This is a genomic window from Streptomyces sp. NPDC111507, from assembly GCF_055638955.1.
In genome coordinates, this window is the sequence record NZ_JBVKBU010000001.1 from 259,459 (window position 1) to 272,511 (window position 13,053).

The window sequence follows — 13,053 nt, forward strand, 5'->3', positions numbered from 1 at the left end:
TTGCCAGCAGTGTGCCACGGCCCTTCTCAGAGTCACACGGCACTCTGCAATTTTCAGAGTGACACTTGCCAAGTGTTCACGGCGGGGAGATAGTGGCAAGCGTGATTCCGTCCGCGCCCTTAGGAACAGACGCCGCCGAGGACCGCTCCGGTCTGCGTGCCGCCGCAGGGGTGCGCCCCGGCGCCGCCGCCGCGCGCCGGTTCCGCTTCGAGCTGGCCGCGCACCCGGGTTCCGTGGCTCAGGCCCGGCATCTGACGCGCGCCCGGCTCTCCGGCTGGGCCGTGTCCGACGACACCTGTGACACGGCGGTCCTGGTCGTCTCCGAGCTGGTCACCAACGCCATCGTGCACAGCGCGAGCGCGCGTGTGCTGTGCGAACTGCACGACGGGGACGACCTGGTGCGGATAGCCGTACGTGACGAGGGATGCGCTCCTGACGAGCCGCACCCCTCCCCGCAGCGTCCCGATGAGGAACACGGCAGGGGGCTGCTGCTCGTCGCGGCCGTGTGCCGGTCCTGGGGCGCCCAGGACACCGCGCCTGGGCTGCTGGTCTGGGCGGATCTCCCCCGCTCCCCGACGGCCGACGCCACGGGTGCCGGGGCGGCCCGCTCCGACCTCGGATGGGGCGCGCGGAAGCCACCGGCCGACGGCCGGGGCACCGGGACGGAAGGGTCCTGGGGAGCGGAGGCATCCCCGGCGACGGAGGCATCCTGGCGGAGGGAATCCTCCTGGGGTAAGCGGACCATGGGGATCCCCCCGATCGGACGAAGCCGGGATCGGGGAAGGCTGTGAGGAGTACGTCGGCGACAGGACCCGGTGCTCAGGTCCTGAGCCTGGACACGCTGGTCCGCCTGAAGCGCGAGCAGACGGAGTCCAGGTCGCTGCGGCGTCTCCCCGTGCCGGAGGGCATGACGGTACCGCTGGGCTGCGACGCGGTCGCGGTGCCCGCCCGGTTCGGGCCCCTGCTGATGACCCGGCTGCCCCGGGTGGGCTGTGTGTACGCCGACGGGGCGCACTGGTGGTGGCTCGTGCCCTCCGAGTCCGATGTGGCCCTGGACTGGCCCGCGCCCGCCCATTACGCCGCCGGCGCGGTCGTACCGGACACCCCGCACGCCCCCGGCCTCATCCACAAGCCGGCCGGCACCCTTCCGTACACCCCGCCGATCCCCCTCTATCTGGCCCTGTGCCGCGTCACCGGTACGACACCCGTCTGGTCGCGTCCGATCAGCGCGTGATCCTCCGCTCGGCGAGCGGCGCGTGACCCTCCCGTCGGCGAGCGGGCGCGTCATCCGGTTCGGGGGCCGGCAAGTGTGTCCGAAGTGCGCCGGTCGCCCCCCGCACTCCGCCATCACCACGAGTGGAGGGCCCTGTTCCTGGGGAGGGCACCGTTCATCCGTTCCCGGGGAGGCCGATGGTGGGGAAATCCACAGGGAAAGCGCGCAAGAGGAAACGCGACGACGACGAACCGGCGCCGTCCGCCTCCGAACATCTGCTCTTCGGCGGTCCCCTGCGCTACGACATGGGCTGGTCGCAGCACTCCGAAGCGTTCCTCGAGTTGAACTTCCGCGCGATGGTGACGCGGCTGCCTTCCCTGCTCGCCTCCAGTTTCCGGCTCGCCTGGACCGCGGACCGCCGCGCCGCCCGGATCGTGGTGTCCGCCGAACTGGCCCGGGGCGCGGCGCAGGCGGTGAGCCTGCTGGCCGTCAACATCGTGCTGGGCCGGCTGATGACGAGCGGCTCCGTCGGGGACCGGCTGCACGGCGCGGTCCCCGCGCTGATCACGGTCGCCGCCGTCATGTTGCTCGGCGCGCTGCTGCGGGCGGCCTCGACGTATGCCACCGGGCGCCTGGAACCCAAGGTGGAACGCGTCGCCACCGAGCTGTACCTGGAGCGGGCGGCGGCCGTCGAACTGTCCGCGATCGAGGACGACGCCTTCCACAAGCTGCTGGACACCGCGCAGTACGGTGCCTCCTCGGCCCGCCGCATGATCGCGATCGCCACCCGCGTGGTGAACGCGATGATCTCGCTCATCGCGGCCGCGGGCGTGCTGACCGTGCTGCATCCCGCCCTGCTGCCGTTGCTCGTGACGATGACCCTGCCGAGTGCCTGGAGTTCCCTGACGATCGCCAGGCGCCGCTACGAGTCCTTCCACACCTGGGTGCAGCACGCCCGTGCCGGGCATCTGATCAGCAGTCTGCTCACCGAGCCCGCCGCGGCCCCGGAGATCCGCGTGCACGGCGTCGGCCCGTTCCTGCTGCGTCACTTCCGCTCGATGTCGGAGACCGCCGAGGCGGAACAGGCCCGCCTGGCCCGTCTCTCCGCCCGCACCGGCCTGGTCGCGGCGGGCTGGACGGGCATCGCCACCGTGGCGACGTACGCGACGCTCGGCGGACTGCTGCTCGCCGGCGCGATGGCACTCTCCGTCGCCGGTACGGCCGTGATCGCGATCCGAACCGGCTCCGCGAGCCTCGACACGCTCGTCCTGGAGGTCAACTCCCTCCACGAGGAAGCCCTGTTCGTGGGCGATCTGCAGCGCCTGTACGTGGAAGCGGCCGAGCGCGCGATCCCGGTGGGCGGCGAGCCGCTCCCCGACGATCCGAGCGAGATCCGCTTCGAGAACGTCACGTTCACCTATCCGGGCGCCTCGACCCGGCCGGCGCTCGCGGACGTCACCCTGCGTCTGCCGCTCGGCAAGATCGTGGCGCTCGTCGGTGAGAACGGCTCGGGCAAGACGACCCTGGTGAAGCTGCTCGCGGGCCTGTACGCGCCCGAGCGGGGCCGGATCCTGTGGGACGGCGTCGACGCGGCGATCGCGGACCGGCAGCAACTCGCCGAACGTATCGCGATGGTGGCGCAGGACTTCAAACGATGGCCGTTCACGGCCCGCGTCAACGTGGCGGTCGGCCGCGCCTCGGCGCCGCTGACGGACGAGCGTGTCGCCTCGGCGGTGACGGAGGCCGGGGCCGAGGACGTGGTCACGGACCTGCCCCGCGGCCTGGACACGCTGCTCGCCCGCGGGTTCAGCGGTGGGCACGAGCTGTCGGGCGGGCAGTGGCAGCGGCTGGGCATCGCACGGGCCGCGTACCGCCGTGGTCGCATCCTGATCGTGGACGAGCCGACCGCGGCGCTCGACGCCCGGGCCGAGCTGGAGGTCTTCGACAAGATCAGGGCCCTGGCGGGCGGTGGCCAGACGGTTGTCCTCATCACCCACCGGCTGGCCTCGGTCCGCCACGCGGATCTGGTGCATGTCCTCGAACAGGGCCGCCTGGTGGAGTCCGGCAGTCCGGACGAACTGCTGGCGAAGGGCGGTGTCTACTCCGAGCTGTACTCCTTGCAGGCCGAGCAGTTCACGACGAAGGTGGCGACGAAGATTCCTGCGCAAGCGCCCACGAAAGCGCCCGCTCCGAAAGTGCCCGCTCCGAAAGTGGGCTGACCTCGGCCGGCCTCACTCGACAAGTTCCCCGGCGCGCACGATCACCAGGAACGCGTCCGAGGCGAGGTCCATGACGACCTCGGCGGCCTGCCCCTGAAGGCGGCACGCCTGCGCGAACTCCTCGGCGGGCCACGAACCGCGCGGCCCACCGGCGGGAAAGCGCTCCAGCACCATTCGCCCGTTCACCCTGCACCTCCATGTAGCGCCGTACTCATGACGCGTACTCATAGAGTTAAACGCCAAAGGCGGGGTGAAGGGCTCGGTCAGTGACGGTACTGAGACATAGTCAACACTCGTTCACTGCTCTGCTGTGAGGGAGCTCTCGGCCTGTGCGCGTTTCATTTCGTGAGTTTTCCTTTCCCGTACTTTCCCGTCATTCCTCGTACTCGTCGTGGTAGCGGATCCGCTCGCTGCCCGCCGGCGCCCCCAGTGCCGAGGCGCGCCCCCGGGGCACCTCCCACTCCTCCTGCCTGCCGAGTGCCGTCAGATCCAGCAGGGTCGTCGTCGAGCCGAGCCCGTCGAGGCCGCGCTCGTACGTCGAGTAGGTGTGGAAGACCCGATCACGGTCCCGCAGGAAGCAGCTCACGCCCGGCCGCTCGTAGGGCTCGTCGTCGACCTCGACGGACACCCTGAAGTCGTGGTTGAAGTCGCTGTCGTAGGACGAGTACCAGGGCACCGTCCAGCCCATACGGGCCTTGAAGGGCAGGATCTTCGTGTACGGCGCCCGGGACACGGCGGCGAACTCCGTACCCCGGGCGCGGAGATGGGCGAGGTGGCCGATCTGGTCGAGGAAGGCCGAGCAGCTGCGGCAGCCCTCGTCCCACTCCGGCGCGAACATGAAGTGGTAGACCACGAGTTGGTGGCGCCCCTCGAAGAGGTCGAGCAGGGCCGCCTTGCCGTCACCGCCCTCGAACACGTACTCCTTGTCGATCTCGACCATCGGCAGCCCGCGCCGCTCCGCGTTGAGAGCGTCCCGTGCGCGGGTCGCGGCCTTCTCCTTGACCAGTAGTTCCTCTCGCGCGGCGCGCCACTCCTCGCGCGAGACGATCTGCGGAAGCGTCATGTGCCCTCCTACGAAACGGTGCCTTCGCAGTGGTGACCGGGCGCGGGAGCGGAACTCATCGGCGTCGGCGGAGAATTTCTGGATTCAGTACGTCACCGGGAGCGCGAGCAGGCCACGGGCGCGCAAGGAGGGCCGCCACCTCACCTCGGCCGGGTCCGCGGCGAGCGCGAGGTCCGGAAGGCGTTCCAGGAGCGCGGACACCGCGATCTCCGTCTCCAGGCGGGCCAGTGGCGCGCCCACGCAGTAGTGGATGCCCCGGCCGAGGGCGAGATGGCCGGAGGCGTCCCGGGCGAGGTCGAGGCGCTCGGGGTCCGGGAAGCGGGCCGGGTCCCGGTTGGCCGCGGCCAGGGACAGCAGGACGGTCTCGCCCGCGGGCACGGTGACCTCGCCGATCGTCACGTCCTCTACGGGGAAGCGCCGGATGGCGAGCAGCGCGGGCCCTTCGTGGCGCGCGAACTCCTCGACGGCGTCGGGGAATCGTTCCGGGTTCGCGCGCAGGGCGGCCAGCTGGTCGGGATGGGTGAGCAGTCCCAGGATGGCGTTGCCGATGAGCTGCACGGTGTTCTCGTAGCCCGCGAAGAGGATGAGGAAGGCGAGCGACGTCAGCTCGTCCTCGGTGAGCCGGTCACCCTCGTCGCGCACCGCGATCAGGTCGGAGAGCAGGTCGTCCGCCGGCTTCTTCCGTTTGTCCGCGAGGAGTTGGGTGAGGAACCCGAGCATGGCCACGACCGCCTCCTTGGCGGCCCGGGGACGCGTCGGGTCCGGCGCGACGAGCACGTCGGTCCAGGCCCGGAAGTCCCGGCGGTGCTCCCCCGGAACGCCCAGCAGGTCGCAGATGACGGTGATCGGCAGGGGTGCGGCGTACGCGGCGATCAGGTCGGCGCTGCCGTGCGGTCCGAGCGCGTCGAGGAGCCGGTCGGCGGTTTCCCGCACGGGTGTGCGCAGTTGCTCGACTCGGCGCGATGTGAAGGCGCGGACCACCAGGCGCCGGATGCGGGTGTGGTCGGGCGCCTCCATGTTCAGGAGGTTGGCGTCGAGGGCGGGCGGCAGCGACAACCCCTGGTAACTCCCGGGCAGCGCGCGCTTCTTGTCCATGGAGAGCAGCGGGTTCGCGAGTGCCTCGCGGACATCGTCGTACCGGGTGACGAGCCAGGCGGGGTTGCCGTCGGTACCGGCGACGCGATGCACGGGCGCGGTGTCGCGCAGGCGGTCGTAGACGGCGTACGGGTGGTCGATGAGGCCTTCTGCGGGGTCCATGCCCTCCAGCCTAGGCAGAGTGGATCAGGTGTCGTACTCCTCAATCCGCCTCCCGTGGCCCCGGTCGACGAGCGCGGGCAACCGCTCCCCCAACTCCGCGACGGTGGCGGGCAGATCGAGTGTCAGCAGCTCGCGGTCGCGCATCAGGACACGTCCGTCGACGGAGGAGGTCGGCGGGGCCCGTCGCGGACGGGGCCGGGACGGACGGCGTCATGGCGTCACCGTACGACGGGTCGGGCGCCCGGTGCTCAGCCCGCGAGCGGAACGGGGAGCGGCTGCTCCTTCTTCACCGCCAGTCCCGCACGTTCCCGCCCCTCGGCCAGCTCGTCGAGGAGTTCGGCGATGCGTTCGGTGTGCCGGGAGGTGAGCCGTCCGGTGTCGTCGAGCTGCACGGCGCACGCGGTCGTGGTGTCGACGAGGCGTTCGAGGGTGGCCGCGACCTCGTCCGTTCCCTCGGCGTGCCGGGCCAGTGCGGGGAGTTCGGCGGCGGCGAGGTCGATCGAGGCGCGGGCCTCGGCGAGCGCGCGATAGGCCTCGCGGCGCAGGGTCCAGCGGCCGGCCCGGTCGTCGGCCGTGCCGTCGTCCAGTACGTGGGCGAGGTAGACGTGCGCGGCCTCGGTGGCGTGGGTGAGACGGGCCCGTACCCCTCCCCCGTGCTGTCCGAGCGTGGGCAGGTGACCGACGATCAGCACGATCGCGCAGGCCAGCAGCGTTTCGCCGATCCGGCTCCAGGAGGCCCCGGGTTCCCCGCCCACCATGACGAGGGAGAGCACGAGCACGGTGACGACGGCGGTCTGCGCCGCGAAGTGCCTGGTGGCGACGGGGATCAGGGCGCCGCACAGCGCCACCAGGGCGACCAGCCCGGCAGGGCGCGGGAGCAGCGCCGCGAACCCGGCGAAGAGGGCGGCTCCGAGCACGGTCCCCGCCGCCCGGCAGATCACGCGTGAGGCGAGCGGTCCTAGGTCGGGCTTGACCAGGAAGACGGCGGTCGCGGGGAGCCAGTACCAGTGGGAGTGACTGCCGTACCAGCGGGCGTGGTGCAGGGCCTGCGCCACGGCCGCGCCGGCGCCGAAGCAGAGGGCGACCCGTAGCCCGTACTCGCGCCCTGCGGAACCGAGGACCGTGCGGGCGAGGGACGTGGCGGTACAGCGCCGCGTGTGCAGCGCGGTGTCGTCGCCACCCCTGTCGAAGGCGTCGGCCGCGTGCAGGAGTGCGTCGTCGAGGGCACGCAGGGCCGGGGCGGAACGGGCGGGCGCGGGCAGCGGCCCGGTGTGCGTACTGGTCCGTACGGCGACGGCGAGTCGCCGCGGCCCTTCGACGGCCCTCGCGGGCACCGCCTCGCCCGCCCAGGCGAGCGCGGTGGCGGCCTCGGCGAGCGGGAGCGCGGCGGCGTACCGCGCGTGCAGCCGCCGCTCGGCCGCGGAACTGGCGTACGGCCGCAGCCGGGGCCCGCCGAGCGCGTCCTGGGCGTGGTCGAGCGCGGCGGTGAGGGCGACCCTGCGACCGGGCGCGTCCGGCCCCCCGACCGCTTCGAGCAGCGCGGCGACGGCGTCGTACACACCCCCGACGGCGTCCCGCTCCCCGTCGAAGCGATAGTCGCCGGCGGTGGCCCCGGGTGTGGGCAGCGCGAGCCGCAGCACGAGCAGCCATCCGGCCCCGCCGACGAAGAAGAGCGCACGCTGCCAGCCGGGCTCGGGCAGCGGCATCCCGGCCCCGATGGCGGCGGCGACGAGCAGCTGTGTACCCGCTCCGCTCGCGACGGGCCCGACGGCGCTGACCGCTCCGGCGAACAGTCCGAGCACGGTGAGGAGAAGGGTGAGCGTCACCGCGCCGACGTGCTGTCCCGCGTACGACCCCACGAGCAGCCCACCGGCTCCCGCGAGCGCCGGCACGCCGAGCCGCCTGACCGCGGCCCTGCGGCTGCCCGGCCGGTCGTTGATCCCGGCGAGCATGGCCCCCAGGGCTGCGACAACGCCGACGGACACACGCCCGCTCTGTACCGCCATGAGCAGCAGCGGTCCGGCGGCGAGAGCGCCCCGCACGACCGCGCTCCAGGGCACGGGGCCGCGCTGCGCGCGCAGGGCGTGGGCGAGCCAGGGCGGTACGGCGGAGCTGAGGCGGGACACGGGACTCCTGTCGGGCGAGGGCGGGAGCGCCTTCGGGCGACGTCGGCCGGGCGGTGTACTGCCTACGGTAGATCGCTTTGCCGGAGGAAATGGAACGGATGTGTTTCCGGAAGGTGACGCATCGCGGGGATGCCGCGTTCTTTATGAACGCAACTGCCGGTCGGCCGGGGAAAGGGAGCGGGTCCGAGGGCGTAGCCGGCCCCCGGACCCTTGTGATGCCACCCATGTCACACGCCGGCACGCTTGAGAACCCAGGTCAGTCGTTATGTCGCCGCGTCCTGCCTTTGGACCACCACGCATCGAGCTGCGCGGACCGGACTTGAACCGGCATTTCGGCGTCCCGGGGCCTGGGCCCGGTCGATCCGGCGATCGGCGGCGAATGCTGAGTCTGGAGCAAGAGTCTGAGATTGATCACGGTCTGCCTCTGCCGAATTGGGCTACCGCGGCGCGTGGGCACTCCGTGGAGTGCCGTGTGGTGCCGCGGGGAGGGTTCGAACCTCCACTGGAACCGTGCATTCACGACAAGCTTCAGGTTCAGCTTGCGCTCCTCGCGCACCCCGGCCGTGGTGCGTTGTGGCCGGGGAGTTTCAGAGGCTACCCGAACAGGTAGCCGAACACGGGGTCTCCGACGCGCTGGTCGACGACGTCCACGCCGTTCGCCTCTTCCCGGGCGAACTTGACGGCCTGCTGCAACTTCTCGACCCGGTCGAGCAGTTCGTTCACGCGTCGCGCGGGCAGGGCGCCGGAGAACTTCACGGTCGTCCAGTACCCGACGGGAATGTCCTCGTAGTACACCTCGACCTGGGCCGGATGCTTCTCGGTGGCCTCGGCCTTGACGTGGTTGCGCGGCACCTTCTTGGTCCGCAGCGTCCTGACGGGCTCGGTCTTCCACGCGTCCGTCGACGGGTCCTGCACCCACGACTCGGAGGCGTCGAGAACGGGCAGCTTCCTGACGAAGGTGTTGAGATCGGTGAGCTGCTTCTCGAGGAAGAGCAGATACGACACGGGTACGTCGGCGACGAGGACCCGCCCGTCCACCTTCACATCCGCCCGTGCCGTGCAGTTCGCCCAGTCCTTGGTGGCGGTCACATCGAACAGCCGGGTGAGCGTCCCCGCGGTCTCCCGCAACACGTCCTCGGCCTGCACCTGCACCCGCGTCGACTCGGGCGGCAGCTGCTCGCCCTCCTCGTCCTTCGGCTGATAGGTCCGCGAGATACCGGCCAGCAATGCGGGCTTCTGCAGCCCGTGATGAGCGGCCGTCAGGTCCTGATGGGACTTGGACTTGATGCCCTTCTCCACTGCGATGATCTGATTGAGTTTCGCCACGTCGGTGACGGTAGCAGTGGCGGCGTGGGCATTTCGAAGGGTTATTCGACGCCGGATTCCCGGGCTCCGGCGACCGCGGCGTCCAGGACCTCCTCGGCCCGGGCGACCGCCGCGTCCAAGACCTCCTCGGCCCACCCGAGCATGTGCGCCAGCCCCTCCGGCTCGTTCACGCCGCCGCGCACGATCTCGTCGATCCCTCTCAACCCGGCTCGCTCCAGCAGCCGCTTCTCGTTCGTCACCCACTCCCCGCGCGCTGCGAGCACCGCGTGGCCGGTCTGCACAGCGGCGCTCGCCAGCGCTCCCGCGACCTCTGTGAGACGACGGGCGGGCGCGTGGTTGGCCTTGGCGTAGGCGAGGGTGGCGTGGGCGGTGCCGTGCCAGTGGGCGGAGGCGGAAGTGCGGAGCTTCACCGGGTAGGCGGCGGGTCGGGGCAGGTCGCCGCGCAGGACACGGTTGACGGCGAGCTCGGCGACGACGAGGTAGCTCGGGATTCCGGCGAGATGGAAGAGAAGCGGCTCCACATGGAACCGCCCCTGCTCCGCCCTCGCCAACTCCCGTTCCACCACATCGAGATCGCGATAGTGGACGTCGACACGACGGTCTTCGACGGTCAGCCAGGCCCCGCCGTTGAACACGCCCCCGCCCCAGCCGCCGATCTCCGAGACCTCGCCCTGCCAGCCGACGGCGCGCAGGTCGTCGGGGTCGAAGGCGCCCCGGTAGTAGATCGCCAGGTCCCAGTCACTGCCGGGACCGTGGGTGCCTTGCGCGCGGGAGCCACCGAGGGCGACGGCCCGGACGGCGGGGAGGGCGGCCAGGCGGTCGGTGACGTGGGCGAGGAACTTCTCGTCGTCGGTGTGCGGCGGCCGGGTCGGTGTGGGCATGAGGTGAGGATGCGGTGGGGTGGCGGGGCTGTCGAGCCGATATCCGGCGGGAGGGTGAACCGTCCCCTCGCGGCGGGCAGGGCCTTCGGCTGGGGACGAGTCGGGGCTAAATCGCATGCGGCCGCCGACCGTCCGCCCACATCATGGGCAGGTTGCCCGCCCAGTCGAGGATTCCCGGAGTTCCCGTGCCCGTACGCGTCACCGTCCCCAGTCTCTTCCCGCCCCCCGGCTACGCTCACGCGTCGGTCGTCGAGGCGGGGACGCGGCTCGCCTTTCTCGCCGGGGCCGTGCCGCTGGACGCGGCGGGGAAGATCGTCGGTGTGGGGGATCCCGTGCGGCAGGCCGAGCAGGTGATCTCCAATCTCGGCGAGCAACTCCGCGCCGTGGGCAGTGACTTCGCGCATGTGGTGGCGACCGATGTGTATGTCGTCAGCGGTGAGCCGGGGGTTTTGTCCGACGTGTGGCGTGTCGTCGAGGCGTCCGGGCTCAGTACGGGACCCCACTCGTCGACATTGCTCGGGGTGGCCTGCCTCGGGTACACGGGGCAGCTGGTGGAGATCACGGCGACGGCGGTCGTGCCCGAGTCCGAGTTCTAGGCCGTATTCACCCTCAGCCTGCACCCCACACCCGCCGCTTCGGCAGCGGTCGCGCATAGCTGCTCACCCGGCTCGTCGTGAGGCCCAGGGAGACCAGCGACTCCGCGAGTTTGACCGCGGCGGCGACGCCGTCGACGACCGGGAGGTCCAGTTTCTCCCCGACCGCCCGTTGCAGGCCCGTCATGCCGGCACAGCCGAGGACGAGGACCTCGGCGCCGGCCTCCCGGGCCCGCTCCGCCGCGCTCACGAACGCCTCCTGCGTGCGCTGGGCGTCGCCCAGGTCGAGGACGCCGAGGCCGGTGCCGACGATGGCGGCGCAGTTGCGCCCCACCCCCGCCGCCGCCAGGCTGTCCTCGATCTGGCCGCACGACCGCTCCAGGGTGGTGACGACTCCGTAGCGGCGGCCGAGGAGGCAGGCGAGGTGGGCGGCGGCCTCGGTGATGTCGACGACGGGCACGTCCACGAGTTCGCGCGCGCCCTCGCGCCCGTGTTCGCCGAAGCCCGCCATGACCACGGCGTCGCAGGGACCCTCGTAGGTGCGCAGGGTGTCGAGGACGGCCGCGGCGGAGAGGTAGCTGTCGAGCCAGCCCTCGGCGGACTCGGGTCCCCAGGCGGGGGTGAGGCCGGTCACGGTGGTGCCCGGGCTTGCGGCGGCCCGGGCACCTCGCACGATCTCCTCGGTCATCTCCTGCGTGGTGTTGCAGTTGGTGACGACGATGTGCACGCCGCTCAGACCTCCACGGACTCGGGGACGGCTGTCTCGCCGGCGGCGCGCTCGGTGCGGCAGATGGCCATGTAGAGGCCCGCGGCCAGCGCGGTTCCGATGAACCAGGAGTACGGGGCCACGTCGCTGAACGCCTTCACCAGGGCCAGTACCGCGGCGACCGCCGCCGAGGGCAGGAACGCCCACAGGGCCTTGGGGTTGACGCCCTTGCGGTAGTAGTACGGCGATCCGGGCCGGGCGTCGAAGAGCCGGTCGACGTCGATCCGGCCGCGCTTCACCCAGTAGTAGTCGATCATGATGACGCCGAACAGCGGGCCCAGGAAGGCGCCGAGGCCGCCGAGGAAGTAGTTGACGACCGTGGGGTTGGAGAAGAGGTTCCAGGGCGTCACGACCAGCGCCAGGACCGTGCTGATCATGCCGCCGATCTTGAAGGTGATCTTCTGCGGCCACACGTTCGCCAGGTCGTACGCGGGTGAGACGAAGTTGGCGACGATGTTGACGCCCATGGTGGCGATGGCGAAGGTCAGGGCGCCCAGGATCATCACCCAGGTGTTGCCGACCTTGGCGACCAGTTCCGCGGGGTCGGTGATGGCCTCGCCGAACGCCTCGATGGAACCGGCCGTGACGATGACCGACACGATGACGAAGGCCGTGGAGTTGATCGGCAGGCCCCAGAAGTTGCCGCGCCTGACCGTCTTGTAGCTGGGGGCGAAGCGTGAGAAGTCGCAGAAGTTGAGCATCAGCGTGCCGTAGGTCGCGAGGATCAGGCCGACCGCGCCGAACCACTGACGCCACTGTTCGCCCACGGAGACCGGGTGCGGGGTCGAGGTGAGCGAGATGCTCCAGCCGGCCTTGGCGAGGACCCAGACGGCCAGCGCGATCATGACAAGCCAGATGGCCGGGCCGCAGAAGTCCTGGAACTTGCGGACCGCCTCCATGCCCTGATTGATGATCAGCGCCTGGAGCAGCCACAGGGTGACGAACGACGTCCAGCCGAGCGCGTCCAGGCCGAGGAAGGAATGGTGGGTCCACGACTCCAGGCCGGGCCAGGCGGCGAGCAGCATGACGTTGACGGCGACGGAGGCCAGGTAGGTCTGGATCCCGTACCACATGATGGCGATGACGGCCCTGATCAGGGCCGGGATGTTGGCGCCCCAGACACCGAAGCTGATGCGGCTGACCACGGGGAAGGGTACGCCGGTGCGCTGGCCGACGCGGCCCATCAGGTTCATTCCGGCGTAGATGATCACGAAGCCGACGAGCAGCGAGGTGAAGATCTGCCAGACGTTCATGCCGAGGACCAGCAGGCCCGCGGCGAAGGTGTAGTTGCCGAGGTTGTGGACGTCGGACATCCACATGGCGAAGAGGTCGAAGACCTTCCAGTTGCGCTTCTCCGCGGGTGCGAGGTCTTCGTTGGTGAGCCGGGGATCGGGGACGAATGCAGGGGTGCCGGTGGCTTCGGCACGGTCGGCGAGGGACACGGGACCTCCATGGGACAAGGGGACGGAGGACAGCAGTTCGCATGGGGGGCGGCGGCTGTGGCGCGTACGAGACGGCCCTGCGGAGCGTGTTTGGTATACCAAACTGCGTCATGGTCTCGCCGTCAAGCGTTCTGACCGATTTCCAAGCGGTTAAGGCTCCGTAAAAC

General features: G+C 70.9%; 12 protein-coding genes and 1 pseudogene. 4 read left to right on the forward strand and 9 right to left on the reverse strand.

The window, feature by feature from the left end; all coding sequences use genetic code 11:
- Positions 1 to 101: 101 nt before the first annotated feature.
- The 3 genes from ACZ7M2_RS01190 (at position 102) to ACZ7M2_RS01200 (ending at position 3,432) form a co-directional block, all read left to right on the forward strand.
- Complete coding sequence (locus ACZ7M2_RS01190; RefSeq protein WP_471593654.1) at positions 102 to 791, forward strand: ATP-binding protein; 690 nt, start codon at positions 102 to 104, stop codon at positions 789 to 791.
- The gene (locus ACZ7M2_RS01195; RefSeq protein WP_352046481.1) at positions 788 to 1,234 is read left to right on the forward strand and encodes a hypothetical protein; all 447 of its coding nucleotides are present in this window, start codon (positions 788 to 790) and stop codon (positions 1,232 to 1,234) included. The genes ACZ7M2_RS01190 and ACZ7M2_RS01195 overlap by 4 nt, the downstream gene beginning before the upstream one ends.
- A 176-nt stretch (positions 1,235 to 1,410) precedes the next feature.
- Entirely contained in the window at positions 1,411 to 3,432 is a 2,022-nt protein-coding gene (locus tag ACZ7M2_RS01200) for an ABC transporter ATP-binding protein (RefSeq protein ID WP_471593655.1), read from the forward strand.
- A 12-nt stretch (positions 3,433 to 3,444) separates the two neighbouring features.
- Here ACZ7M2_RS01200 and ACZ7M2_RS01205 read toward each other — a convergent pair whose 3' ends face one another.
- The 7 genes and pseudogenes from ACZ7M2_RS01205 to ACZ7M2_RS01235 all read right to left on the reverse strand — a co-directional run bounded on the left by ACZ7M2_RS01205 (position 3,445) and on the right by ACZ7M2_RS01235 (position 10,085).
- Positions 3,445 to 3,618, reverse strand: a complete 174-nt coding sequence (locus tag ACZ7M2_RS01205; protein WP_095855250.1) for a hypothetical protein — start codon at positions 3,616 to 3,618, stop codon at positions 3,445 to 3,447.
- Positions 3,619 to 3,805: 187 nt separating this feature from the next.
- The gene (locus ACZ7M2_RS01210; protein WP_352046482.1) at positions 3,806 to 4,495 is read right to left on the reverse strand and encodes a DUF899 domain-containing protein; all 690 of its coding nucleotides are present in this window, start codon (positions 4,493 to 4,495) and stop codon (positions 3,806 to 3,808) included.
- A gap of 84 nt (positions 4,496 to 4,579) precedes the next feature.
- Entirely contained in the window at positions 4,580 to 5,752 is a 1,173-nt protein-coding gene (locus ACZ7M2_RS01215; RefSeq protein ID WP_471593656.1) for a cytochrome P450 family protein, read from the reverse strand.
- Positions 5,753 to 5,776: 24 nt separating this feature from the next.
- Positions 5,777 to 5,923, reverse strand: a pseudogene (locus tag ACZ7M2_RS01220) (amidohydrolase); the annotation flags it as partial.
- Between the two features lie 77 nt (positions 5,924 to 6,000).
- A complete protein-coding gene (locus tag ACZ7M2_RS01225) occupies positions 6,001 to 7,878 on the reverse strand; it encodes an FUSC family protein (protein ID WP_471593657.1) in 1,878 nt (625 codons plus the stop codon).
- A gap of 594 nt (positions 7,879 to 8,472) precedes the next feature.
- Complete coding sequence (locus ACZ7M2_RS01230) at positions 8,473 to 9,204, reverse strand: DUF7873 family protein (RefSeq protein WP_471593658.1); 732 nt, start codon at positions 9,202 to 9,204, stop codon at positions 8,473 to 8,475.
- 41 nt (positions 9,205 to 9,245) lie between these two features.
- Positions 9,246 to 10,085: a nucleotidyltransferase domain-containing protein gene (locus ACZ7M2_RS01235; RefSeq protein WP_471593659.1), complete on the reverse strand. Its 840-nt coding sequence runs from the start codon at positions 10,083 to 10,085 to the stop codon at positions 9,246 to 9,248.
- Between the two features lie 143 nt (positions 10,086 to 10,228).
- On the opposite strand from ACZ7M2_RS01235, the gene ACZ7M2_RS01240 reads away from it, so the two are divergent.
- Complete coding sequence (locus tag ACZ7M2_RS01240) at positions 10,229 to 10,681, forward strand: RidA family protein (protein WP_471593660.1); 453 nt, start codon at positions 10,229 to 10,231, stop codon at positions 10,679 to 10,681.
- Positions 10,682 to 10,694: 13 nt separating this feature from the next.
- Here ACZ7M2_RS01240 and ACZ7M2_RS01245 read toward each other — a convergent pair whose 3' ends face one another.
- The gene (locus tag ACZ7M2_RS01245) at positions 10,695 to 11,405 is read right to left on the reverse strand and encodes an aspartate/glutamate racemase family protein (protein ID WP_471593661.1); all 711 of its coding nucleotides are present in this window, start codon (positions 11,403 to 11,405) and stop codon (positions 10,695 to 10,697) included.
- A gap of 5 nt (positions 11,406 to 11,410) precedes the next feature.
- Entirely contained in the window at positions 11,411 to 12,886 is a 1,476-nt protein-coding gene (locus ACZ7M2_RS01250; RefSeq protein WP_471593662.1) for an NCS1 family nucleobase:cation symporter-1, read from the reverse strand.
- Positions 12,887 to 13,053: the final 167 nt, after the last annotated feature.

What these genes read in the sequence shown, in the direction of transcription:
- ACZ7M2_RS01215 (WP_471593656.1), bottom strand. Translation starts at nt 5,752, where the DNA reads ATGGACCCCGCAGAAGGCCTCATCGACCACCCGTACGCCGTCTACGAC.
- ACZ7M2_RS01200 (WP_471593655.1), top strand. Translation starts at nt 1,411, where the DNA reads ATGGTGGGGAAATCCACAGGGAAAGCGCGCAAGAGGAAACGCGACGAC.
- ACZ7M2_RS01210 (WP_352046482.1), bottom strand. Translation starts at nt 4,495, where the DNA reads ATGACGCTTCCGCAGATCGTCTCGCGCGAGGAGTGGCGCGCCGCGCGA.
- ACZ7M2_RS01240 (WP_471593660.1), top strand. Translation starts at nt 10,229, where the DNA reads ATGGGCAGGTTGCCCGCCCAGTCGAGGATTCCCGGAGTTCCCGTGCCC.
- ACZ7M2_RS01235 (WP_471593659.1), bottom strand. Translation starts at nt 10,085, where the DNA reads ATGCCCACACCGACCCGGCCGCCGCACACCGACGACGAGAAGTTCCTC.